Annotated in this window: 23 protein-coding genes and 1 tRNA gene; 14 read left to right on the top strand and 10 right to left on the bottom strand. The window is 62.2% G+C overall.

Annotation, left to right across the window (positions count from 1 at the left end; genetic code table 11):
• Positions 1–26 precede the first annotated feature (26 nt).
• Complete coding sequence (locus tag PATSB16_RS05435) at positions 27–425, bottom strand: hypothetical protein (protein ID WP_047213024.1); 399 nt, start codon at positions 423–425, stop codon at positions 27–29.
• A gap of 289 nt (positions 426–714) precedes the next feature.
• Here PATSB16_RS05435 and PATSB16_RS05430 point away from each other — a divergent pair, with 289 nt between their 5' ends.
• From PATSB16_RS05430 to aqpZ, 5 genes are all read left to right on the top strand, one after another.
• The gene (locus PATSB16_RS05430; protein WP_083566861.1) at positions 715–3165 is read left to right on the top strand and encodes a penicillin-binding protein 1A; all 2451 of its coding nucleotides are present in this window, start codon (positions 715–717) and stop codon (positions 3163–3165) included.
• Positions 3166–3186: 21 nt separating this feature from the next.
• Positions 3187–4011, top strand: coding sequence for an AraC family transcriptional regulator (locus tag PATSB16_RS05425; protein WP_047213021.1), 825 nt, complete (start codon positions 3187–3189; stop codon positions 4009–4011).
• 88 nt (positions 4012–4099) lie between these two features.
• Positions 4100–4858, top strand: coding sequence for an AzlC family ABC transporter permease (locus PATSB16_RS05420; protein ID WP_047213020.1), 759 nt, complete (start codon positions 4100–4102; stop codon positions 4856–4858).
• Positions 4855–5175, top strand: a complete 321-nt coding sequence (locus PATSB16_RS05415) for an AzlD domain-containing protein (protein ID WP_047213019.1) — start codon at positions 4855–4857, stop codon at positions 5173–5175. Before PATSB16_RS05420 ends, PATSB16_RS05415 begins: the two co-directional genes overlap by 4 nt.
• Positions 5176–5333: 158 nt before the next feature.
• On the top strand, positions 5334–6038 hold the full coding sequence (gene aqpZ, locus PATSB16_RS05410) for an aquaporin Z (RefSeq protein WP_047216283.1): 705 nt from the start codon (positions 5334–5336) through the stop codon (positions 6036–6038).
• Positions 6039–6078: 40 nt separating this feature from the next.
• Here the strand turns inward: aqpZ and gshA are convergent, their stop codons facing one another.
• Both gshA and PATSB16_RS05400 read right to left on the bottom strand, forming a co-directional pair.
• Complete coding sequence (gene gshA / locus PATSB16_RS05405; RefSeq protein WP_047213018.1) at positions 6079–7710, bottom strand: glutamate--cysteine ligase; 1632 nt, start codon at positions 7708–7710, stop codon at positions 6079–6081.
• A 261-nt stretch (positions 7711–7971) separates the two neighbouring features.
• The gene (locus PATSB16_RS05400; protein WP_047213017.1) at positions 7972–8571 is read right to left on the bottom strand and encodes a LysE family translocator; all 600 of its coding nucleotides are present in this window, start codon (positions 8569–8571) and stop codon (positions 7972–7974) included.
• 95 nt (positions 8572–8666) lie between these two features.
• On the opposite strand from PATSB16_RS05400, the gene PATSB16_RS05395 reads away from it, so the two are divergent.
• Positions 8667–9572: a LysR family transcriptional regulator gene (locus tag PATSB16_RS05395; RefSeq protein WP_047213016.1), complete on the top strand. Its 906-nt coding sequence runs from the start codon at positions 8667–8669 to the stop codon at positions 9570–9572.
• 178 nt (positions 9573–9750) lie between these two features.
• Here the strand turns inward: PATSB16_RS05395 and PATSB16_RS05390 are convergent.
• Positions 9751–9826 (bottom strand) — tRNA-Met (locus PATSB16_RS05390).
• A 127-nt stretch (positions 9827–9953) separates the two neighbouring features.
• Here PATSB16_RS05390 and PATSB16_RS05385 point away from each other — a divergent pair.
• From PATSB16_RS05385 to PATSB16_RS05360, 6 genes are all read left to right on the top strand, one after another.
• Positions 9954–10517 (top strand): NUDIX hydrolase, encoded by a 564-nt coding sequence (locus PATSB16_RS05385; RefSeq protein WP_047213015.1) that lies wholly within the window; start codon positions 9954–9956, stop codon positions 10515–10517.
• Between the two features lie 28 nt (positions 10518–10545).
• On the top strand, positions 10546–11319 hold the full coding sequence (aat, locus tag PATSB16_RS05380; protein WP_047213012.1) for a leucyl/phenylalanyl-tRNA--protein transferase: 774 nt from the start codon (positions 10546–10548) through the stop codon (positions 11317–11319).
• Complete coding sequence (locus PATSB16_RS05375; protein ID WP_047213010.1) at positions 11306–12109, top strand: arginyltransferase; 804 nt, start codon at positions 11306–11308, stop codon at positions 12107–12109. The genes aat and PATSB16_RS05375 overlap by 14 nt, the downstream gene beginning before the upstream one ends.
• Positions 12110–12182: 73 nt before the next feature.
• The gene (locus tag PATSB16_RS05370; RefSeq protein ID WP_047216282.1) at positions 12183–13214 is read left to right on the top strand and encodes a quinone-dependent dihydroorotate dehydrogenase; all 1032 of its coding nucleotides are present in this window, start codon (positions 12183–12185) and stop codon (positions 13212–13214) included.
• Positions 13215–13346: 132 nt separating this feature from the next.
• Positions 13347–14144, top strand: a complete 798-nt coding sequence (locus PATSB16_RS05365) for a transporter substrate-binding domain-containing protein (RefSeq protein WP_047213009.1) — start codon at positions 13347–13349, stop codon at positions 14142–14144.
• Between the two features lie 98 nt (positions 14145–14242).
• On the top strand, positions 14243–14902 hold the full coding sequence (locus tag PATSB16_RS05360) for an amino acid ABC transporter permease (protein ID WP_047213008.1): 660 nt from the start codon (positions 14243–14245) through the stop codon (positions 14900–14902).
• A gap of 15 nt (positions 14903–14917) precedes the next feature.
• Here PATSB16_RS05360 and PATSB16_RS05355 read toward each other — a convergent pair whose 3' ends face one another.
• Positions 14918–16339 (bottom strand): lactate utilization protein B, encoded by a 1422-nt coding sequence (locus PATSB16_RS05355; RefSeq protein WP_047213006.1) that lies wholly within the window; start codon positions 16337–16339, stop codon positions 14918–14920.
• 77 nt (positions 16340–16416) lie between these two features.
• Positions 16417–17148, bottom strand: coding sequence for a (Fe-S)-binding protein (locus PATSB16_RS05350; protein WP_047213005.1), 732 nt, complete (start codon positions 17146–17148; stop codon positions 16417–16419).
• Positions 17149–17335: 187 nt separating this feature from the next.
• Here PATSB16_RS05350 and PATSB16_RS05345 point away from each other — a divergent pair, with 187 nt between their 5' ends.
• The gene (locus PATSB16_RS05345; protein ID WP_237170299.1) at positions 17336–18187 is read left to right on the top strand and encodes an IclR family transcriptional regulator; all 852 of its coding nucleotides are present in this window, start codon (positions 17336–17338) and stop codon (positions 18185–18187) included.
• A 108-nt stretch (positions 18188–18295) separates the two neighbouring features.
• On the opposite strand, the gene pbpG is transcribed toward PATSB16_RS05345, so the two are convergent.
• Positions 18296–19486, bottom strand: a complete 1191-nt coding sequence (gene pbpG, locus PATSB16_RS05340) for a D-alanyl-D-alanine endopeptidase (RefSeq protein ID WP_047213003.1) — start codon at positions 19484–19486, stop codon at positions 18296–18298.
• 174 nt (positions 19487–19660) lie between these two features.
• On the bottom strand, positions 19661–20356 hold the full coding sequence (locus tag PATSB16_RS05335) for a nitroreductase (RefSeq protein WP_047213002.1): 696 nt from the start codon (positions 20354–20356) through the stop codon (positions 19661–19663).
• 439 nt (positions 20357–20795) lie between these two features.
• Between PATSB16_RS05335 and PATSB16_RS05330 the strand changes: the two genes are divergently transcribed.
• Positions 20796–21353 carry a phasin family protein gene (locus PATSB16_RS05330; protein WP_047213000.1) on the top strand — a complete coding sequence of 186 codons (558 nt, stop codon included), beginning with the start codon at positions 20796–20798 and terminating at the stop codon, positions 21351–21353.
• Positions 21354–22131: 778 nt separating this feature from the next.
• Here the strand turns inward: PATSB16_RS05330 and lpdA are convergent.
• Both lpdA and PATSB16_RS05320 read right to left on the bottom strand, forming a co-directional pair.
• Complete coding sequence (gene lpdA / locus PATSB16_RS05325) at positions 22132–23868, bottom strand: dihydrolipoyl dehydrogenase (RefSeq protein ID WP_047212999.1); 1737 nt, start codon at positions 23866–23868, stop codon at positions 22132–22134.
• Positions 23868–24458, bottom strand: coding sequence for an Ntn hydrolase family protein (locus tag PATSB16_RS05320; protein ID WP_047212997.1), 591 nt, complete (start codon positions 24456–24458; stop codon positions 23868–23870). Before PATSB16_RS05320 ends, lpdA begins: the two co-directional genes overlap by 1 nt.
• Positions 24459–24470 lie beyond the last annotated feature (12 nt).

The raw sequence follows: 24470 nt of genomic DNA, 5'->3' as shown, positions 1-24470 counted from the left end.
CGGCGTCGGTTGCCACAATAGACAAATCAGTCGGTGGAACCCGCGTAGGGCACCATGCACTGCTTGACGGTCTGCTCGAAAGCCCGCGGCAGCGTGCCAGGGTGGGCCTCGACATAAAGCAGTTCGCTGCCGCTACCCGAGGGCCGAACCTCCAGCACCGGATCGTATTGGGCCTTGTGGTCGGCGCCGACGCCGCGATATACCCGCACGGTCGGCACGCCGGAGGCCGCATAGGAAGTGCTCTCGACGTTCACGCCCAGCCGGCTCCAGCCGTTATAGACGCAATTGACCACCATGTAGGGGTCGGCTGCAGAATACTGGTCCAGCAGGGCATGCCTGCCGTCGGACATAACGCCGCCTCCGGTATTCAAAACTGCGCATCCAGCCAGCAACGTCGCGGCCGCCATGATTACCATGCGTTTCATGCCTAGAGATTCCTCGCAAAAATTAGCACGATATTACCCGGTTCGCGCCCTCTCGGCACGTATAACGTGGCGGCGTGCCTGGATACCCGCAGACGGCGAACGCCAGGCGGCCGCTCTTGACGCGCACCGCGCATGGAGCGTTGGGCGGACAACCAAGGCGATACACGCCCATTTCCTCGATGCCGCAAGCCGTCGAAGTAAGCGTTAACGACCAGCGCCGCCGGCAACGTGGTATCTTGCGGGCTGGCAACTGTCACGCGCCCCACTTACCCCCCGTTTATCGTTGTTTATGGCTGCTCAATCTTCCTCTAAAGACTCCCGTCAACCCAAGCGCCGTACTCCGCTGTGGCTATGGATCATCGGACTGATCGCCGCAGCCGGCGCAACCGGCGCATTGCTGCTGGGCTACATCATCACGGTGATGGAGCCGAATCTGCCGTCACTGAATGTCATCACCGACTATCGGCCGAAAATGCCGTTGCGCGTCTACACGGAAGATCACGTGCTGATCGGCGAATTCGGGCAGGAGCGCCGCAATGTGGTCCACATCCAGGACATTCCGCCGATCATGAAAAACGCGGTGCTGGCGATCGAGGACTATCGCTTCTATGAGCACGGCGGGGTCGATTTCATCGGGATTCTGCGCTCGGGGATCGCCGACGTCCTGCACGGCACCAAAGCCGAGGGCGCGAGCACCATCACCATGCAAGTCGCGCGCAATTTTTTCCTGTCACGCGAGAAGACGTTCACGCGCAAGCTCTATGAAATGTTGCTGTCGTACAAAATCGAGTCTGCCCTGACCAAGGACCAGATTCTCGAGCTGTACATGAATCAGATCTACCTGGGCGAAGGCGCATACGGCTTCGCCAGCGCCGCGCGCACCTATTTTGGTGTCGATCTGAAGGACATTACGCTGGCCCAGGCCGCCATGCTCGCGGGTCTGCCCAAAGCCCCGTCGGCCTACAATCCGATCGCCAATCCGCGTCGCGCCAAGATCCGCCAGGAGTACATCCTCAAGCGCATGCTGGATCTGCATTACATTTCCCAGGCGCAGTACGACCAGGCGATCAATGAAAAGATTCACCTGGTCAAGGCAGGCATGCAATTCTCGGTGCACGCCGGCTATGTGACGGAAATGGTTCGCCAGGCGATGTACGACAAGTTCAAGGAGGCGGCCTACACGCGCGGCTTCAACGTCATTACCACTATCAATTCGAAGGATCAGGATGCCGCCTACAACGCGGTGCGCACCGGAGTCCTGGCCTATGAGCGCCGGCACGGCTATCGCGGACCGGAGGGCCATATCGACCTGCCGGCCAATCCCGCCGATCAGCAGCAGGCCATAGACGACGCGCTGGCCGATCACCCGGCCAACGGCAACATGTTCGCCGCGGTAGTGCTCAATGCGACGCGCAGCAAGGTCACCGCGATGCCGCTGAGCGGCGTGGCCGTGACCATCGAGGGCGAAGGCCTGCGCTTTGCCGCATCGGCACTCAACCCACGCCTGCCGGCCGACAGGCGCATCGGCCCGGGCTCGATCATCCGGATCATGCAGGACGCCAAGGGGCAATGGAGCATTACCCAGGTTCCCAAGGTGCAGGGGGCGCTGGTCGCACTCTCGCCGGGTAACGGCGCGATTCGCGCGCTGGTGGGCGGCTTCGACTACAACCAGAGCAAATTCAACCGCGTCACCCAGGCATGGCGGCAGCCCGGTTCGTCGTTCAAGCCGTTCATTTTCTCCGCCGCGCTGGAAAAAGGCCTTGGCCCGGCGACCATCGTCAACGATGCGCCGTTGAATCTGCCGCCCGATCAGACTGGCGGGAAATATTGGGATCCGAAAGACGATGACCAGCCCGAGGGTCCGATGACGATGCGCGTGGGGCTGGAAAAATCCAAGAATCTGGTGGCCATTCGCGTGCTGCACTACATCGGCACCAAGTACGCGCAGGATTACGTCACGTCGCGCTTCGGCTTCGATGTCGACAAGATCCCGCCTTATCTGCCGATGGCGCTGGGCGCGGGCGACGTCACGCCGATGCAACTGGTCAATGCGTACGCCGTCTTCGCCAACGGCGGCTATCGCGTGACACCGTACCTGATCAGCAAAGTCACCGATGCTCAAGGCAACGTGATCGACCTCGCGGCTCCAACCACCGCGGGCGACAATGCCCCCCGAGTGCTCGACCCGGCCAACGCCTACATCATGGACAGCATGTTGCGCAGCGTTGCGCAGCATGGCACCGGCGCACGCAGCAACGTGCTCAAGCGTACCGATCTGGCCGGCAAGACGGGTACCACCAACGATGCTCGCGACGGCTGGTTCGCCGGCTATCAGCACACGCAGGTGGCCGTGGCATGGCTCGGCTTCGATCAGCCCAAGCCGCTCGGCAGTCATGAATTCGGTGCCGACGTGGCGCTGCCGATCTGGATCAACTACATGCGCACCGCGCTGCAGGGCGTGCCAAGCTATACGGCGCCGATGCCGCCCACCGTTGCAAACGTCGGCGGCGAGCTGTATTTCGCTGACAAGACACCAGGTAACGGCTTCCTGGCCAGCATCAGTCTGGGCAACAGCAATGGCTTGGCCTCCGGGATGCCGGGTTCCGCGCCGGCGACGCCGATCGGCCCGAACTTCCCGGGCGGGCCGGCGACGGCACCATCGATGTCCGGTCAGGCGCCGAACGTCACACCGGGCGAACGCCAGCAAATCCTGGACTTCTTCAAGAACAGCAAGCCTTGAGCGCGATCGAGCGAGACTGTCATGCGTCCGTTCCACGACTCGGCCCGCTTCTGGCGCAGCCCGCTGTTGCCGGACATGGAATTGTTGTCGGCGCAGTACTTTCGCCATGAGTTCGCGCCGCACTGGCATGAGGAATTCTCGATTCCCATCGTCGAGGCGGGTGCGCAAGGCTACCGGTATCGCGGCAAATATTTGATCGGGCGGCCCGGCGGCATCATGGCCATCAACCCGGGCGAAGTCCACACCGGCGAGCGCGCGGCGGACATCGGCTGGGCCTACCGGGCGTTCTATCCGTCGGCGGCGCTGATGCGACGAATCGCGGCCGATCTGAGCGGCAAACCGGCCGATGTGCCCTGGCTGCCTGATTGCGTCATCGAAGATGCGGAAGTTGCCGTCAAGCTGCTGCGCGCGCACCGCGCCATGGAAGCCGGCGCCGATCCACTGGCCACCGAAACGCTGCTGATCGACGGCCTGAGCCTGCTCGTCATGCGCCACGCGCTCAGCGCGCCGCGGCCGGCGTCGCTGCACGCGGACCAGGCGCGCGTGGCGCGCATGCAGGCGCGTCTGGCCGAACAGCTGGACGAGCCGCTCGGTCTGAGCGAGTTGGCCGCGCAAGTCGGCCTCTCGCCCTACCATGCAACAAGGCTCTTTGCCCGCACCGTCGGCATACCGCCGCACGCGTGGCGCAACCAGTTGCGGCTGCAACGTGCCCGCGCACTGCTGCGCCAGGGTCTGTCGGTGGCCGAAGCGGCGGCTGCCACCGGCTTCGCTGACCAGAGCCACTTCACGCACAGCTTCAAGCGAAGCTACGGCGTACCCCCCGGGCATTGGCAAAAGGCGAGATGACAACGCCTGCGCTTCGCGCGCAAAAATCTACAAGCCACCCGCCGCGCGAGTGAGGTAGCCTCCTGAACTTAGGAGGACTCTTCCCATCATGGCAAGGCATTCGACACGAACTTCCCATTTTCTGGCTGGCGCTCGCGACACGTTGCCGATGCTCGTCGGCGCGGCACCTTTCGGGCTGATTTTCGGTGCCCTGGTGTCGGCCAGTCCGCTGGCGCTCTGGCACGGCCAATTGATGTCGCTGCTGGTCTTCGCAGGCTCGAGCCAGTTCGTCGCCGTGGGCCTGGTGGCCGGCCAAACCGGCTTGCTGGTGATCTGGCTGACGACGTTCATCGTCAATTTGCGCCACGTGCTGTATGCAGCCACGCTGCAGCCCCATGTAAGTCACCTGCCGGCACGCTGGCGCTGGCCGCTGGGGTTTTTGCTGACGGACGAGACGTTCGCGATCACCAGCGTGTATTACCAGCGACACCCGCATGCACCACTCGGTCATTGGTATTTCCTCGGATCGGGGTTGGCCATGTACCTGAATTGGCAGGGTTGGACGTTGCTCGGACTGTTGTTCGGCGCGGCCTTCCCTCGCCTGCAAACCCTCGGCCTGGATTTCGCGATGGTCGCCACCTTTATTGCCATCGTCGTGCCGCAGTGCAAGCGCCTGCCGTGGCTGGCCGCCGCACTGGCTGCCGGCGCAGTGGCCTATGCCAGTCGCAACATGCCTTACAAACTCGGCTTGCTGGCCGCCGTATTGGTGGGCATCGCGGTTGGCATCGTCAGCCTACATCACGAGCGACGGCGACAATCCGACGCGCAGCAGGGCGAGCGCCGCACAGCTTCGAAGGAGACGCCATGAATTACACCGTCATGATCGCAGGCATGGCTGTCGTCACGATCTTCATCAAGGCCGTTATCTTTGTGCTCGGCGATCGCGTGAGCTTCCCTCCGCTGCTGCGCGAAGCGTTGGCCTTCGTGCCAGTCACCGTGCTGACAGCGATTATCGTGCCAATGGTGCTGGCGCCGCATGGCCATGGGTTGGAGCTGACGTGGCGCAATCCGCAACTGGTAGCCGCCCTGGCAGCCATCGTCGTGTGCGCCGCCACTCGCCATCAGTTGCTGACCATCGGCGTCGCCCTGGCGGTGTTTTTCGGCTGGCAATTTGGCGTGCTGTGAACCGCCTTAACAATCTTTAACTTGCCCCGCGTCACGCTTGCCCCAAGAATCTCGCCATCACGGCGCCGCGCCGGCCCGGCATCGTCTGATTGCGCATCGTCGTTCCGCCGAACGACGATGCGGATGTCGGCCGCGCGATTTTTTTGGGGGAACATGAGATGTCCAAGCGGTTGGGAGCCGAATTTTTCGGCACGTTCTGGCTGGTTTTTGGCGGGTGCGGCAGTGCTATCTTCGCCGCGGCATATCCGCAGTTGGGGATCGGCTTTGCCGGCGTGGCATTGGCGTTCGGGCTGACAGTGCTGACCATGGCGTACGCCGTCGGTCACATTTCCGGCGGCCACTTCAATCCTGCGGTCACGCTCGGCCTGTTCGCGGGTGGGCGCTTTCCGGGCAGGGACGTCGTTCCCTATGTAGTGGTTCAGGTGGTCGGCGCGATCGCGGCCGGCGCGGTACTGTATGTGATCGCCAGCGGCAAGGCCGGCTTCGACGCCAGCGCCGGCTTCGCTGCCAACGGCTATGGCGCCCATTCACCCGGCGGCTATTCGCTCGCGGCTGCAATGCTCGCCGAGCTGGTGCTGACAGCTTTCTTTCTGATCGTCATTCATGGCGTCACGGACCAACGCGCGCCGGCAGGTTTTGCGCCGCTGGCCATCGGTCTGGCCTTGACGCTGATTCACTTGATCAGCATCCCGATCACCAATACTTCCGTGAACCCGGCGCGCAGCACCGGCGTAGCGATCTTCCAGGGTACCTGGGCGCTCCAGCAGCTCTGGGTGTTCTGGCTGGTACCGCTGGCGGGCGGCATTTCAGGCGGGTTGATCTATCGCTGGCTGTTGGAGAATCGAACCGTCCGGGCCGCCTGAGCCGCCGGGCCGGCAAGCGGCCGGCGCAACGGCATTGGGCTCAGGCGTGCGCGTCGCCCAGCGCACCCGCGTGATACGCGGCGACGAATGCGTCGAAGTCCCCCGTTTGCGTCTGTTCCAGTTGCGCCTGCTCCCGCAGCGAGACTGCCGCCATTTCGACGAATTGCGCCTGCAGGTCGGACGGCAACGCGTGCGAACGAAAGTACTGTGCATGCTCACGCGTGCACCGCATGGCGAAGTTGAAGAACGCACCTTGCCCGTCGCCGCCAACATCGCGCAGCGCCTGGAGCACGTGAGCCGAAGGAGTCAGCGACGCGTCGTCGAGCTTGGCCTGCTGCTCGACCAGAGAAGCTCCGACGGCACCATCGCCACGCTGCGCGTCGAGCGCGTCGGCCGCCAGACGAATGCGCGCCAACAACTCGTCGCCCCACTGACGCAATGCAATGGCCTGTCCGTCCCGTTGCAGCTCGAGCCCGGGGCGACGCCCCTGTTTGACCACCTGCGCGAAATTGGCCTTATTTTCCGCGTGCGCCTGCGCCGATAGCAACGGGCTGTCATCAAGCGCACAAAACAGCAAAAACGCATCGAGAAACTGCATTGTCGGCAGGCTCACGCCGTGCGGCGCAAACGGGTCGATATCCAGACAGCGCACTTCGACGTACTGCACGCCACGGCGTTGCAACGCCTGCACCGGCCGCTCTCCGCTGTAGGTCACCCGTTTCGGGCGGATGGTCGAGTAAAACTCGTTTTCGATTTGCAGAACGTTGGTGCTCAATTGCTGCCATTGGCCGTCACGCTTGGTGCCGATCGCCTCATAGGGCGCATGCGGCAGACTGACGGCGCGCGTCAAACCGTCGATATAGCTTTGCAGACTATCGAAGCGCGGCGTCACGTCGGCCTGGGCGCTGTTCTGATATCCCAGATCGCTCATGCGCAAGCTGGTCGCGTAAGGCAGAAACAGCGTGTGGTCGTCGAATCGCTCCAAACCGTGCGCCTTGCCAGCGACGAAACCGTCGTACAGCGCGGGAGATGCGCCGAACAGGTACATCAACAGCCAACTGTAACGGTGGAAGTTGCGGATCAGCGCAATGTAACGCTCGGATTGGAAATCCTGATCGGAGCCCTGCGCTTGCTCGGCATCACGCAGTACGCGCCAGACGGAATCGGCAAGCGAGAAATTGTAGTGAATCCCGGCAATACATTGCATCGCCTTGCCGTATCGCACCGCCAGGCCCCGACGATAGACATGCTTGAGTTGACCGATGTTCGATGTGCCATACCAGGCGATCGGAATCGTCGCCTCGTCCGGTAGCGGACAGGGCATCGATTGGCTCCATAGCATCTCGTCGCCCAATTGACTGTAGGCAAAGCGGTGGATCTCGTCGAGCCGGGCGAGCACATCTGAGGCGTCATGCTGCGGCGGGGTGATGAATTCCAGCAGCGACTCCGAGTAATCGGTCGTGATCTGCGGATGCGTCAAAGCCGAGCCAAGTGCACGAGCGTGTGGCGTCAGCGCCAACCGCCCTTGCGCGTCGACACGCAACGTTTCGCGCTCGACACCCCGCAAGCCCTGGCCGAGCAACGGGCGGTGAGCCGCATCGTTCAATTGGGCCAGGCGACGCAGGTAGGACGTCGCTGTCGAAGTATGTTGCGGCTTGTTCTCGGCTGGCATCCGCCCGCTCCTCCCCTGGATAAGTGCTTTTACAAAGTTTCGATGAAGGGGTCGCGAGGCGTGACTTGCGCCGGCGACCGTATGTGCGCCAGAGCATAACTGAAAATCGAAATCGGCGTCTGAGCTAGCCGCGCAGCCAGCGATGACGGGGTAGACCCACCCCAAGCAGGGTATATCGAGTGGCGCGCCAGGGCCGAAAAATGGGGCTCTTGATGCGCCGAAAAAGTTCGAAGCTCGGCCTTCGATATATCGAAGCAGCGTCTACGGCAGCCACATGGCGACTACCGACGCCACCAGGAGCAAGGCCAATACGCCATTGAAGCATCGCCATTGCCCCTGGCTGCGCAGCACGCGGGCAAGTGCCAGCCCGGCAATGCACCAGAGCGACAGGGACGCCATTGCCGCTACGGCAAACGAGATCCCGAGCAGCGCGGCAAGTCGCATGGGGCCATGCGCGATCACGGCGAACGAAGCCGCCGCGCCCAAGGTCATGGCCCACCCTTTTGGGTTTTGCCAGAGCATCCAGACGCCGCCTGCAAAACCGATCGGCTTGCGCAGCGCAGAGCCCGCATGAGGAGATGCGCTGCGTGCAATCCGCCACGCCAGCCACGCGAGATACAGCGAGCCCATCAACTTCAAGGCGGATTGCAGGTTCGGGCTTGCCTGCACGATGCCCCCCAGGCCGGCGGCCGCGGCAGCGGCCATCGTTCCAAGTCCGGCGGCAATGCCCATCATGTATGGGACAGAGCGACGATAGCCGAAATGAGCCCCGGAGGCTGTGGCCAGGGCCGTGGCTCCCCCCGGTGTCGCGGTCGCAACAATGACGAAAACAATTAACGGCAGGCAGTCTCGGAGGGACACGGCTTATCCTTTCATTCTGGGCATAAACCGTGTTTTACCCGCATACTCTCCATTATTGAAGCGAATTTCAATTATCACTTATATTAGCGACTCTAATGGCACGCAACCTCGACATTGCATTGCTCCGCGCGTTCGTTGCGGTGGCAGATCGCAAGAGCATGACGGCGGCCGCTCGTCTACTGCATTTGACACAAGGTGCGATCAGTCAGCAAATCTCAAGGCTCGAGACGCACAGCGGCCCCCTGTTCGTACGCGAGCACCGCGATATGCGCCTGACGGCAAATGGCGAGCGGCTGCTTGGCCCATCCCGGCATCTTTTGTCCGTTCATGATGCACTCTGGCAGGAAATGAACCGCGGCACCGTCGCGGGGTCGGTGCGCCTGGGTGCGCCGCAGGATCTCGTGGCATCCAGGCTGGGCCCGATTCTGAAAGACTTTTCCGCGGATTACCCCGATGTCGAGCTGACGCTCATGTGCGCCGCGTCAACGGAGTTGATGCGAGCCCTCGGACGAGGTGAGATCGACATCGCGTTGGTCGAGGAAATGCCCGGAACTTCGGACGGCCAATGCTTGGCCGCGGATCGCCTCGTGTGGGTCGGCGCCAAGGGTGGCACCGCTTTCCGCAAGGACATCTTGCCGGTTTCCATGGTCGACGAAACATGCGCTTTTCGGCCCGTCGTTCTCGACGCGCTCCGCCGCGACGGCCGGCCCTGGCGCACCGTGTTCGAGAATGGGAGCATCGACGCGGCAGCAGCTACCGTGAGGGCCGATCTTGCCGTTACGGTCCTGCTTTCGTCCACCGTGCCGCCGGGCTTTGACGTTCTGCCATCGGGACGAGGACTTCCCGAACTGCCGGTTTTTACGATCAATCTGCACACGCCGCCCGGCCAGGCCTCCATGGCTGTCGCGGAGGTGCGGCGTTTTCTTCAGGATGGTTTTGCGCAAAGCGCCCGTGAAGACACGGCGCTCAAATCGGGGGCGGCGGAAGCTATCGATCCGTGACATCCGCAAAAAGCCTCCCCGGCTTGACGAGGGGCGCCTGCTTTGCCCGCCTGGGACCGAGCGGGCGATTGCGCATTTGATTGCCGTGGCAGGGCTGCCGCCGCGGCTCCGGCGGCAACCCTGCCCCAAAAACAAAACGCCTCGATTTTCGAATGAAATCAAGGCGTTTGCATGAAGTTGGTTGCGGGGGCTGGACTCGAACCAGCGACCTTCGGGTTATGAGCCCGACGAGCTGCCAACTGCTCCACCCCGCGGTCGCTATTATATGCTCATAGCAGGTTGCATTGCAACAACCGAGAGCAATTTTCATGCCGAGTCGACGGAAAGTTACCGATTTTCGGGCCGCACAGCGCGTTTGGCCGATGTTAAACTCTGGTCAACATGAATCGACGCCCTCCCTTCAAATTCTGCTCCGCATGCGGCCACCTGGTCGAGTTTCGCATCCCCGAGGGCGATACTCGTGAGCGGCACATCTGCCCGAGCTGCGGCACTATCCATTACCAGAATCCGCGCAACGTGGTTGGCACAGTGCCGATCTGGCAAGACCGCGTGCTGCTGTGCAGGCGTGCGATCGAGCCGCGCCTGGGCTTTTGGACATTGCCCGCGGGCTTCATGGAGATTGGCGAAACCACAGGCGAGGGCGCTGCGCGCGAGACGCTCGAAGAGGCCGGCGCCGAGGTGGAAATCGGCGCGCTGTTCTCGATGCTGAACGTGCCGCACGTGCATCAGGTGCATATCTTCTACCTGGCCGACATGCGCAGCCCCGAGTTCGCGGCGGGCGAGGAAAGCCTGGAAGTACGGTTGTTCACCGAGCCGGAAATCCCCTGGGACGACATCGCGTTTCCCACGGTGGCAGAGACCCTGCGCTTTTATTTCGCCGACCGTGCCGCGGGCCGCTTCCGCATGCACACACACGACATTACGCGGCCGATGCTGCAGTTATGATCGATCGCTGAATCGAACGCACTGCCCCATGGTCATATGGCTCGAACCAGACGATCCATTTCCGGCTGTCGACCAGGCGCTGGACGACGATAGCGACGCCCCCGGACTGCTCGCCGCGAGCCGCGAATTGACGGCGCCGCGGCTGCTCCAGGCCTACCGGCAAGGCATTTTCCCGTGGTATTCGGACGGCCAGCCGGTTCTGTGGTGGAGCCCCGAGCCGCGCATGGTGCTGTATCCGGCCGAGTTCGCCGTGTCGCACACCTTTCGCAAGACGCTGCGCCGCATACAGCGCGACCCGGACTGGGAGATTCGCGTCGATGCGTCCTTTACCGACGTCATGCTGGCCTGCGCGCTGGCCCCCAGGCATGGCCAGTTGGGCACCTGGATCACACGAGAGATCATCGACGCCTATGGCGGACTGCACCGCATGGGGCTTGCCCACAGCGTGGAGACCTGGTGGCGTGGCGAGCGCGTCGGCGGCCTGTACGGCGTCGCGCTGGGACGCATGTTCTATGGCGAATCGATGTTCGCCCGCCGCACCGACGCATCGAAGATCGCGCTCGCCGCGCTGGTCGCCTATGCGCACAGTCATGGGGTGGAAATGATAGACTGCCAGCAGCGTACTTCGCACCTGGCTTCACTCGGCGGCCGGGAAATTCCCCGCCGTGAGTTCGTCGCCCACGTACAGCAGAGCATCGCGCTACCGCCGTTGGCATGGCGCTTCGACAAAGCGGTGTTGAGCCGCCTGGCCCCGCTTGACGGCATCCCAGCACAAAGGTCCTGCAGTGATGACGCACCCTAACGAACTGCCGCTCTCGCCGCTTACCGCCCTGCAGTTTTATGCGACGGCGCCCTACCCGTGCAGCTATCTGGAGCACCGTACTGCCCGCTCACAGGTTGCCACGCCCAGTCATCTGATCAATTCCGACGTCTATAGCGAACTGGTGCGCGCGGGCTTTCGCCGCAGCGGCATCTTCACTTATCGCCCCTACTGCGATGGTTGCCGGGCATGCATCCCGGTGCGCGTTCCCGTGCGCCAGTTCACGCCCAACCGCATTCAACGCCGGATCTGGCGCCGCCACGCCGCGCTGCACGTGCTCGTCTGCGGTCTGCATTTTTCCGAGGAGCACTATCAGCTGTACATGCGTTATCAGGCGCGTCGCCATGCCGGCGGCGGCATGGATCACGACAGTCGCGAGCAATACGAGCAGTTCCTGCTGCAAAGCCGGGTCAATTCCCGTCTGGTCGAATTTCGCGAGCCGCCGGGGCGCCCCGACGCCGGCACACTGCGCATGATCAGCATGATCGACATCCTGAGCGACGGCCTGTCATCCGTTTATACGTTTTTCGATCCAGACTTGCCCCGCGCGAGCTACGGCACCTACAACATCCTGTGGCAAATCGAGCAGGCCCGCGCACTGGGTCTGCCCTATGTGTATCTCGGCTACTGGATTCGCGAGAGCAGCAAGATGCTCTACAAGTCGAACTTCCGGCCGCTCGAGGCACTGCTCGACGGACGCTGGCAACCATTCGCCTGCGATAGCGCCGGCCCGCCGCCAGCGGCAGCCCAAGGGCCGGACACATCCATCTGAGATTCCCGAGCATTCCCGAGCGCCGCGCAGCCCCGCTACAATGGCGGCTTTCCGGCTTCGTTCGCAACCTATCGTGCTCTCATCGCTTTACCCTCTGGCCCGCCGGGCACTGTTTTGTCTCGACGCCGAGCAGGCGCATCACCTGACGCTCGGCGCGCTGCGCCAGGCCGAGCATCTGGGCCTTGGCAGCCTGCTCGGCACCGCGGTACCGGATGACCCGCGCACGGTGATGGGCATTCGCTTCCCCAATCCGATCGGCCTGGCTGCCGGCCTCGACAAGGACGGCGCCTACATCGACGCGCTGGCGGCCCTGGGCTTCGGTTTCATCGAAGTCGGCACGGTAACGCCGCGGCCGCAGCCCGGCAATCCGCGCCCCCGGATGTTTCGCCTGCCGCAGGCGCAGGCGCTGATCAATCGCATGGGCTTCAACAATGGCGGCGTCGAGCAGTTTCTGCAGAACGTGCAATCGGCCAGGTGGCGTGGCCCGCTCGGGTTGAACATCGGCAAGAACGCCGACACGCCGATCGAGCGCGCCGCCGACGACTATCTTTATTGCCTGGAGCGCGTCTACCCGTTTGCCAGTTACGTGACGGTCAATATCTCCTCGCCCAACACCAAAAACCTGCGCCAGTTGCAAGGCGCGGGCGAACTCGACGCACTGCTCGCCGCGCTCAAGGACAAGCAGCAACGGCTGGCCGACCAGCATGCCCGGTACGTGCCCATCGCTCTGAAAATCGCCCCGGATCTCGACGACGAGCAGATCAAAGTGATTGCCGACGCGCTGCTTCGCCATGGTATCGACGGCGTGATTGCCACCAACACCACGCTCGACCGCGAAGCGGTAAAGACCCTGCCACATGCCGACGAAGCCGGCGGCCTGTCGGGCCGCCCGGTGTTCGAGCGCTCGAATCGCGTGATCCGGGCGCTGCGCGCGGCACTCGGCGACGCCATCCCGATCATCGGCGTGGGCGGCATCCTCAGCGGCGCGGATGCGCGCGCCAAGATCGAGGCCGGCGCCAGCCTGGTGCAGCTCTACAGCGGATTGATCTATCGCGGCCCCGTGCTGGTCGCGGAATGCGCCGCAGCCCTTGCCGCAGGCGCCTGAGAGGTCATGAGAGCGGGCACCGGCGGTTATATCGAAATAATGAATTCATATTTCAAATTCAATAGCCTCGGCACTATGATGCATCCCTGTCATCCGACCGTCCGGTCGGAATAACGTCATAAGGAGTCTTGCATGTCAAAACTAATCAAAGCATTGCTGCTCTCCAATGTCCTGTGCGTCGCCCTGCTCGGCACCGTCAGCGCGCATGCCGAAGACCTGCTGAGCGCCGTCAAGCAGCGCGGCGTATTGCGCATTGGCCTGGAAGGCACCTACCCGCCGTTCGACTACCGGGGCCCGGACGGCAAGCTCGAAGGCTTCGATGTGGATGTGGCCAAGGCAGTCGCCGCCAAGCTGGGCGTCAAGCCGCAATTCATCACCACCGAATGGAGCGGCATCATTGCCGGCCTGCAGGCTGGCAAGTTCGACGTTATCGTCAATCAGGTGGCGATCACCCCGCAGCGCCAGCAAGTGCTCGATTTCAGCCAGCCGTACGCTTACTCGGCGGCACAGTTGATTCAGCGCAAGGATGACAAGCGGCAATTCAAGTCGCTCGAGGATCTCAAGGGCAAAAAACTTGGCGTGAGCCTGGGCAGCAACTACAACCAGCTGGCCAATTCGGTGCCGGGTATCGACGTCAAGACCTACCCGGGGGCTCCCGAATACTTGCGTGATCTGGCCGACAAGCGCCTCGACGCGGCCCTCAACGATCGGCTGATGCTGGCTTATCTGATCAAGACCTCGCAGCTGCCGCTGCGTGCCGGCGCGCTGGTCAAAGGCGGCGGCGAAGCGGTCGGCATCCCGTTCCGCAAGGGCAACCCGGAGTTCGCCAAAGCCATCGACACAGCGCTTAGCTCGCTCAAACAAGACGGCACGCTGAAAAAGCTGTCGTTGCACTGGTTCGGCCAGGACACCAGCAAGCCGACCAACTAAGCGGCTCGTTCCTTGCTGTACCCCGTTTCGGCCCCCTTGCGGGGCTGAAATCATTTTATGATGGCGCTTTTTACCGGCGCGGTTCGCGCGCTTTTTCCATGCACCCTTACGATCTGATTGTTCAGTCCCTGCCGGTCTTGCTGCTGGGCGCGGCGATTACCGTCAAGTTTGCCCTGTGGTCGATGTTGTTCGGTCTGATGATCGGCGTCGTCGCCGCGTTGATGGGCATCGGCAGGCGGCGCTGGCTTCAGCATATTGCCCGGGCTTACGTGAGCATCATGCGCGGCACGCCGTTGCTGGTGCAGATCTTCGTCGTGTATTACGGCCTGCCCAGCGTCGGCCTGTCGCTTGATCCGACGCCGGCGGGCATCCTGACCTTGAGCCTGAACGTCGGCGCCTATCTGTCGGAGAGCATGCGCGGCGCGATTCTGGGCATTCCCCAGGGGCAATGGCTGGCCGCCTATAGCCTGGGACTGACGCATCGCCAAACGCTGCGATACGTGGTCGGAGCGCAAGCCTTGCGCCTGGCGGTGCCGAGCCTGGGCAACAGTCTGATCAGCCTGATCAAGGACACATCGCTCGTGTCGGTGATTACCGTCACGGAATTACTGCGCAGCGCCCAGGAAGTGATCGCGGCGACCTATCAGCCGCTGCCGCTCTACCTGGCAGCGGCCGCCATCTATTGGGTATTGAGCACGGGGCTGGCCTGGGTCCAGCGACGCGTCGAGCAGCGCCTGGCGCTGCCCGGCAAGCATTGACGCGCGCCACTGGCCTCAGACCGAGCGAGTCCCGCCGGGCCGGCGCTCCCGCACCATTTGGCGAAATGTCCGGCCCGAAGGCGCCGGCATCTCGCGCGTGTTGGTCCAGCCCGCGGCCAACGGCAAGCGGCTGATCGACTGCCGATCACGCCCGAGCCATTTGAGCACGCGAGCGCCCACGCCGGTCATCGCGCCGTAGAGTTTGGGACGGCGCGCCATGAAACCCCATGCGGCCAGGCCAAAGCGCTCCTGCCATGGACGCAACTTGCGTTCCATCTGCCGCTCGCGCAGTTTGCGCAATAAATCCGAGATGGGAATGCCGACCGGGCACACCCGGTTGCACTCGCCGCAAAGAGTCGCGGCTTGCGGCAGGTCAATGGCCTTTTCCAACCCGACGTAGCTGGGGGTCAGTACCGAACCCATCGGCCCCGGATAGACCCAGCCATAGGCGTGTCCCCCGATCTTCTGATAGACCGGACAGTGATTCATGCAGGCGCCGCACCGGATGCAGCGCAACATCTCCTGGAATGCCCCGCCAATCAGACCGGTACGCCCGCCGTCGACCAGCACGAAATACATGTGCTCGGGACCATCCTGCTCTCCCTCCACACGCGTGCCGGTCAACAACGAGAAGTAATTCGACGTCGATTGCCCGGTCGCCGAGCGCGGCAGCAGGCGCATTGCCGTGGCCAGATCCTCCAGCGTCGGCAAGACCTTTTCGATGCCGGTCACGGCAACGTGCACGCGCGGCATGATGGTACACATGCCTTCATTCCCTTCGTTGGTCACCACCGCGACCGACCCGGTCTGAGCAATCAGGAAGTTGCCGCCGGTCACGCCCATGTCGGCCGACAGAAATTGCGGACGCAGCACTTCGCGCGCTTCGCGGGTCATTGCCGGGATTTCCGTCTGGCGCGGACGGTGATGCGTTCTGGCGAACAGATCGGCGATTTCCTCTTTGTCCTTGTGCACCACCGGGGCGATGATGTGACTGGGCGGTTCGTTATCGTTGATCTGCAGGATGTATTCGCCCAGATCGGTCTCGATCGACTGCACGCCCATGTCGGCAAGCACGCGATTCAGATTCATTTCCTCGGTCACCATCGACTTGGTTTTGATGACCTTCTTGACCTCGTGCTTCCGGGCGATCTCAGCGACCAGGCGGGCGGCCTCCTGCGTGGTTTCGGCGAACAGCACCGTGGCCCCGCGGCGCGTCGCCTCGCGCTCGAATATTTCGAGCCAGACGTCGAGATTGTCCAGGCCGCGATTGCGCCGCTCCTTGAGTGCGGCGCGCGTGGCCTCGAAATCGATGTGCCGGACCGCCTCGGCACGCGCCGAAACGAATTTGGTCGACAGCTTTTTGAGGTTGTTCTGCAGGCGCTGATCGGCCAGCTTCTGGCCGGCGCGGGCCTTGAATTGCATCGACTGTACTTGCATCGCGTCTCACCAAAAAGACTATGGGGCTGTTCTGATTTCGTGCGGCAACGCGTGTCGCGCCGCGCAATAGCGCTGCATCATTTGTCCGACCGGCCGGCGAGCACCTCGGCAATGTGCAGCACGCGAGTGGTGCGGTCGCCCGTGCGGCGCAGCCGGCCCTCGATGTTCAGGATGCAACCGAGATCGCCGAGCACGACAGTCGGGGCACCGCTGGCTTTGATGTTCGCGCACTTCTCGTCGACGATTGCCGTCGAGATGTCGCCATACTTGAGCGCGAAGGTGCCGCCAAAACCGCAGCACGCCTGGCAATCCTTCATCTCCGTCAGGGTCACGCCCGGCAGCAGGCCGAGCAAGGCGCGCGGTTGTGCCTGCACCCCCAATTCGCGCAAGCCGGAACAGGAATCGTGGTACGTGACTTCGCCGCTGAAAGTGCCGGGCACCTTGTCGAGTTTGAGCACATTGACCAGGAAATCGGTCAGTTCATAGACGCGCGGCTGCAGCCGCTCGAACCGCCCCATCAATTCAGGGTCGTCGCGCAGCAGATCCCCGTAATGCGCCTTGACCATGCCCCCGCAAGAGCCGGAAGGCACGACCACGTAGTCGAACTCTTCAAACTCGTCGAGGAATTTCTGCGCCAGATCGCGCGCGATGCTGCGCTCCCCCGAGTTGTAACCGGGTTGGCCACAGCACGTTTGGGTCTCGGGCACGACCACCTCGCAGCCGGCCGATTCCAGTAAATCCAGCACCGACATACCGATTTCCGGTCGCATCAGGTCGATCAGGCAGGTAACGAACAAGCCAACTCGCATCGCAACGTCCCGTGAGGAAAACAATGCGTCATTATAGGCCCCGATCCCCCGCACAAACACGCATTGCGGCTGCCGCCCGCTCGGCCGAGGGCGCCCGGGGCCACGTCGGACGATTCCTTGCTTGGGGATTTTTCACAATATGATATAGAATATCACGCATCATTTTCTTGTCCTTCCCGGCTCCCCCATGAAAGACGCCAGTCAAGAATCCCGTACGTCCATTCAAGTTATCGAACGCATGATGCGGCTGCTCGATGCGCTTGCCTCGCATGCGGATCCCGTCAGTCTCAAAGAACTGGCCCTGGCGACCGAGCTGCACCCGTCGACCGCGCATCGGATCCTCAACGATATGGTGACTTGCCGCTTCGTCGATCGCTCCGACCCCGGCACTTACCGGCTTGGCATGCGTCTGCTGGAGCTGGGCAATTTGGTCAAGGAGCGGCTGTCGGTGCGCGACGCCGCACTGCAGCCGATGCGCGGCCTGCACCGGTTGACCGGCCAAACGGTCAACCTCTCGGTACGGCAGGGCGATGAAATCGTCTACGTCGAGCGCGCTTACAGCGAGCGCTCGGGCATGCAGGTGGTGCGGGCCATTGGCGGTCACGCGCCGCTGCACTTGACCTCCGTGGGCAAGCTGTTTCTGGCAGCCGACGAAACCGCGAGGGTGCGCGCCTATGCCACGCGCACCGGGCTGTCGGGTCACACCAGCAACAGCATCACCGATCTGGGCAAGCTCGAGCGCGAACTCAATTCGGTACGCAGCCATGGCTATGCGCGCGACAATGAAGAGCTCGAATTGGGCGTGCGCTGTATCGCTGCCGGGATTTACGACGATGGCGGCAAGCTCGTCGCCGGCCTGTCGCTGTCGGCACCGGCCGATCGCATGCAGGACGCGTGGCTGGCCAGTCTCAACGAAACCGCCGTACAGATCTCGCAGGCGCTGGGCTTCAAGCGTCCCGCCGCCGATGGCGCGCAGACAACAGCCGATTTCGCGGGCGGCGCCTTGCGAACGGCGGCAGCCGCCCAGGCCAGCGAGTAACTGCCGGCTTGGAATCCCCCTGCCGCCCGCGCAAAACTTTTATCTCACGGAAAATAAAAAACGCTCCCTGCGGAGCGTTTTTTATTACATCTGATCCGTCGCGCTGACTTATAGCGCGCGCTGCACATTGGCCACCTGAGTGCTCGGAGCGGCCGGCTGATCGCCGGCCGTACGCAACGCGGCACTACCGCCGCCGTCAAGCAGCCATTGGCGAACCCGCGCCGCGTCGGCAAAACGCGAATACCGGCCGATCGAGTCGAGCAGGACAATGATGACCGGCCGACCGTGCACGACCGCCTGCATCACCAGGCACTGCCCGGCCTCATTGATGAAGCCTGTTTTCTGCAGGCCGATCTGCCAGCCCGGATGTCCGACCAGATGATCGGTGCTGACGTAGTGAAGATTTCTCTTGCCGGTGTCGACGTCGTAGCTCTTGTCGGTCGAGAACTGGCGAATCAGCGGATACTGATATGCGGCCTTGATCATCTTGACCAGATCGCGAGCACTCGACACATTCTGGCTCGACAGACCGGTCGGGTCGTTGAAATGGGTATCGTTCATCCCCAGTTCACGCGCCTTGCGGTTCATCGCCGCGATAAAAGCCGGGCGCCCTCCAGGATAGTAACGACTCAGGGCGGCCGCCGCACGGTTTTCAGAAGCCATCAAGGCAATGTGCAGCATATCGGCGCGATTCAGGCGCGACCCGACCGACAGGCGCGAGCCCGTGCCCTTTTCGTAATCACGGTCATCAGCCGTGACCTCCATCGTCTGGGTGAGCGGAATGTGCGCGTCGAGCGACACCATCGCCGTCATCAGCTTGGAGATCGATGCGATGGGCCGCACCACCGACGACTGCTTGTCATACAGCACTTCCGAGGTGTTCTCGTCGACCACCAGTGCTTCCTGCGAGCGCAAGGCAAGGGCTTGCGGAAGTCCGTCGTGCAGGCCATAAGCGCGGCCCGGCGAGAGATGTTGCGGGCGGAAATTGACCTTGCGGTAGCTGGTGACGACATGGCGTCGCCCGCCGCGATAGACGACCCGCTTGACAGCGACGCGCTTCACGACGGTTTTGTGGCTCGACAAGGTGCGCTCGACGCGATGCCGCTTGAGCGTCGATTGCTTGACGGAGGTGTGATGCAGGCAGGCCCGCTTTTCGGCAGGGCTCAAGCGGGAATGCTTGCTCGTACATGCGGCAGGCCGGGCATATGCCGCAGTGCCGGCGGTGAGCGCGGCCGCCACCATGGCAGCCCCCCACAGAGCGCGACGGCACAAACGAGGGAACAGGTCGGATGAAAACATTTTTAGCGGCGTTGGGTTGGCGGCGATACTTTGTTCGAAAGTTTAGTTAATGTCGAAAAAATAAGCAATATGAAATACTTAGGTTCAATACTTAAACCCGCCTCTAGAAATTTTGTGTAAAGCCCCATGGCAACCGGTCATAACGCCATTTCCGCCACAGAATGCCACATCCGGTCACGCCATGAACTTGACCCAGCCGGCCAGCGGCTCCCGTTCGGTCGCCAATTGGTTTTCCACCGCGGTTTTGTCTTCATAGCCCAGCGACATCCCGCACACGACCATTTGCTCCGGCGGCAGCGCCAGATATTCGGCGATGATGCGGTGAAATTGGGTAAAGGCCGCTTGGGGACAGGTGTCGAGCCCACGAGCGCGGGCCGCGATCATCAGATTCTGCAAAAACATGCCGTAATCGAGCCAGCTGCCCTGCTCCAGCACGCGATCGATCGTAAAAATCATGCCGACCGGCGCATCGAAGAAGCGGTAATTGCGCCCATGCTGGCGATGCATCTGAAGTTTGTCGGCTTTGCCGATGCCGAGCAATCCGTATAAGTCCCAGCCGATCTTGCGCCGCCGCGCCTGGTAGGGCTCGACCCATTGGCGCGGGTAGTAGGCGTATTCCTCGACGTGGCTGCGGCTGACCTCGGGGTCGTCGTGCGCTGCCTGCAGACGCTCGACCAACGCGTCCTTGGCCGCTCCCTCGAGCACCGTCACCCGCCACGGCTGGATATTGCTGCCGGATGGCGCCCGGCTCGCGAGCTCGAGAATTTCCATGATCGTCTCGCGCGGCACAGGTGTCGGCAAAAAAGCCCGAACACTGCGACGCGAGCGCAATGCGTCATCCACGATACGGGTCATCTCTGGCGTAGGCATTTGAGTCATAGTGGTCATTGGTCAAAGCATTGGAATTTTTGACGCGCCGATGGGGAATTTTCCAGGCGAGGCACGTTTCAGGGGCGCTTATCGAAATGCCGCGGCCCATGGCGATAAACAGCCCGTTTGCGATGTTATCACCGTCGTGCACCATCAGTATCCCAAGGGGCACGGAACGGCATGCCACGAAAAGGTGCACGGTCGCCGTTGGAGCTATGCGAACTGCAGTGCAATTGGCTGATTCTTAATGAATTTTCATTAATGTTGCTCTGCACAAAAAATGCTTGACATCAGGAATCTTTGCTATAAACTTGCATTTGTGCACTGCACCAATGCGGTACACAGCGAGATGACCCGAACCGTGTTTTCACCCTTAAGTGAAAACCAAAGACCAGCAAACACGGAGTGGGACACAATTTTTCTGCCTCAGGAGAAAGCAATGTCATTTTTGACCCCGGAACAACTGGCCTCGGCTCACAAAGCCAACCTCGAAACCCTGTTTGGTCTGACCAACAAAGCCTTCGAAGGCATTGAAAAGCTGGTCGAACTGAATTTGCAGGTCGTCAAGACGACGCTGGAAGAAGGTGCGAGCAACGCACAGAAGGCGCTGACGGCCAAAGACCCGCAAGAATTCCTGGCCCTGCAGGCAAATCTGGTGCAACCGGCTGCCGAGAAGGTTCTTGCCTATGGCCGTCATCTGTACGAAATCGCCTCGAACACTCAAGCCGAATTCAGCAAAGTCGCTGAATCGCAGCTCGCCGAGAACTCGCAGAAGCTGCAATCGATGGTCGACAATATCGCCAAGAATGCACCCGCCGGTTCCGAATCCGCCGTGGCCGTCGTGAAGTCCGCCATCAGTGCCGCCAACAGCGCCTATGACAGCGTTCACAAAGCGACCAAGCAAGCCGTCGAACTGGCTGAAACCAATTTCGCGGCAGCCACCAACGTGGCCACCAAGGCAGCTCAACAAGCTTCTTCGCGCGCTGCCAAGAAATAAACGGCGCACGCGCCCTTGAATTTACGCTGCGCGTCTATATCTAGGCGCCAGTTAGAGTTGTCTCCTCGGTACCTCACAGGTACCTTTGAACCCGGCACATTGCTGGGTTTTTTTATGCCCGCCGTCACCCATTGAAGCCGGACATCGCCCCATCCCACCGGCCCTCGTCGCGCCTGTGCGCCGATTCGATCACCCCACGGGCACCTCTTCCCATCTGAGTCTGATGTTTGGGACCGATCCCATATTTCGGCCGAAAGCCAAAGAACATTCTTAACTCGCTGCCGGGCTTCGAGGCGCGAGAGCCCACGAATCAGGCTTGATAAAGCCCCTTACCTGAACCGCTCATCGACTGCGCCGCGGTCGTTGTTCTGGTCATCCTTGTCATGTCATGCGTCATTGGGAAATTGGCCGCGCGTGGCACGCGTATGCCACGCGCAGCCAGCGCGAGTCGTTGGGAGGGATCGGGCAACATTCTTTCGCCCAACAGGCCGGCATAGCGCCATCGACCTGCCGTTGACACGTCTAGGGAACCCGATCGGCATGACGATTATGCAAACTCCGGACATGCTCCGACATCAGAATTGTCTCGGCACCCCTTCACTTCATACGCAGTCGAACTCAGATGAGTCTTCGGCGGCCGGGCAGCACGGGCAGGCCCCGCGGTCCCAGGTGCTCTCGCCGATGACGCCAGCGATACGAATATGAAATGCAAAGGCCCGCAATGCCGGGCAGCAATGCGGGCCATCATACCGCCCCTGGGAGCGGTGAGCAGCTTCGATTATTTCTTGCGCGGCGGCGGCACGTCCGTGCAAACGCCTTCGAAAATTTCCGCCGCCATGCCGATCGACTCGGTCAGTGTCGGATGCGGATGAATCGTCTTGCCGATGTCGACCGGGTCGGCTCCCATTTCGACCGCCAGACACAACTCCCCGATCAGGTCGCCGGCATGCGTGCCGACGATGCCGCCGCCGATCAGGCGATGGGTCTGTTCATCGAACAGCAGCTTGGTGAAACCCTCGTCGCGGCCATTGGCGATCGCGCGGCCGGAAGCCGCCCACGGGAACACGGCCTTGCCATATTTGATACCCTCGGCCTTGCACTGCTCTTCTGTCTTGCCTGCCCAGGCCACCTCGGGATCGGTGTAGGCCACCGACGGAATTTGCAGCGCATCGAAATAGGACTTCTCGCCGGCGGCGGCTTCGGCCGCCACGTGGGCCTCGTGCACCGCCTTGTGCGCCAGCATCGGTTGGCCGACGATGTCGCCGATCGCAAAAATATGCGGCACGTTGGTGCGCATTTGCTTGTCGACGGCAATGAATCCGCGCTCGCTGACCGCTACACCCGCCTTGTCGGCGCCGATCTTGTTGCCGTTCGGGCTGCGCCCCACCGCCACCAGCACCAAGTCGTAACGCTGCGCCTCGGCGGGTGCGGCTTCGCCCTCGAACTTCACGTAGATGCCGTCGGACTTTGCTTCCACCGCGACGGTTTTGGTCTTGAGCATGACCTTGCCGAAGCGTTTCGCGTTGAACTTTTCCCACACCTTGACCAGATCGCGATCGGCGCCCTGCATCAGCCCGTCGAGCATTTCCACCACGTCGATCTCGGCGCCGAGGGTGCTATAGACGGTAGCCATTTCCAGGCCGATGATGCCGCCGCCGATCACCAGCATTTTCTTCGGCAACTGGCGCAGTTCGAGTGCGCCGGTCGAATCGACAATGCGCGGGTCTTCGGGTACGAACGGCAGCTTCACCGCCTGCGAGCCGGCGGCGATGATTGCCTGCTGGAATTTGATGACCTGTTTGCCGCCGTCGGCCAGCGCGACTTCCAGATGATGCGGATCGAGGAACGCGCCCACGCCACGCACCACCTGCACCTTGCGCGCCTTGGCCATGCCGGCCAAACCCCCGGTGAGCTTGCCGACCACGCTGTCCTTGAAAGCGCGCAGCTTGTCGAGATCGATTTGCGGCTTGCCGAACGTGATGCCGTGGGCGGCCAGCGCGGCTGCCTCGTCAGTCACGGCAGCCGTGTGCAGCAGGGCCTTCGACGGGATGCAGCCGACGTTCAGGCACACACCACCCAGCGTTGCGTAGCGTTCGACCAGTACGGTGTTGCGGCCCAGATCGGCCGAGCGGAAGGCGGCGGAATACCCGCCGGGGCCGGCGCCGAGCACCAGCACGTCGCATTCGATGTCGGCGCCGCCGCCATGCTGCGCGGGCGCCGGCGCGGCAGCGGCCGGTTGCGGCTTCGGCGCCGGCGCGGGTGCGGCCTCCTGGGCGGCACCCGCTTCGACCATTGCGATCACGGTGCCCTGGCTCACTTTGTCGCCGACCTTGACGCGCATCTCCTTGACGACGCCGGCCTGCTCGCTCGGCACTTCCATGGTGGCCTTGTCGGTTTCGAGCGTGATCAACGATTGCTCTTTCGCAATGGTATCGCCCACTTTGATGAGCACTTCGATTACATCAACATCACTGAAGTCGCCGATGTCCGGCACTTTGACTTCGATGAGACTCATTAGCTGTCTCCTGTCGCGTTTGGCGTTGGAATGGGAAAGGCATGAATCTGGAACGGCCCACCGGAGCTTTTATCGAATTCCGCCCCGGCTTTGACACCCAGCTCGGCAATGGCACTCGCATTCGGGGCCGAATCGTAGGCCGCATACATCGCGCCAAGCGCAAAGCTGCGCCCAGAGCCGATGCCCCAAAAGCGGTCGAAGGCAAACACCTCGCGGTACGAGTACACACCGTAAATACCGCTCGGGTTGGCAATCAGGCAAGTAATCTGCGACGACTCGTACGGGTCGTCCTCTTCTTCCTTGGTGTTCAGGAAATATTCTTCCTTGAGCTTCTGATGCGCTTTGCAGAAGGTACGAAAAACGTCGTCGCGCGAATGCAGCTTGCACTCCTCGCCCAGCCCCGTGAGCAAGGCGCGCATGACCGGGAAATGCGCGGTGGTGCCAGCCAGGCCGATATACGAGTCGCCGATCTGGAAGATCTTGCGATTCGCTTCATAGGCCTGCGACAGCCGCGTCTCGCCGAAGGTCACCAGCGAATCCGCCGCAATGGCGATTTCATTGTGCTTGCGGACGACAACGACGGTGGTCATGGCGATTTCCCG

It is taken from the genome of Pandoraea thiooxydans (genome assembly GCF_001931675.1).
Lineage (GTDB): Bacteria > Pseudomonadota > Gammaproteobacteria > Burkholderiales > Burkholderiaceae > Pandoraea > Pandoraea thiooxydans.
Note: the sequence above shows the minus strand (reverse complement) of the source record. Positions and strands in the feature narration are given on the sequence as shown.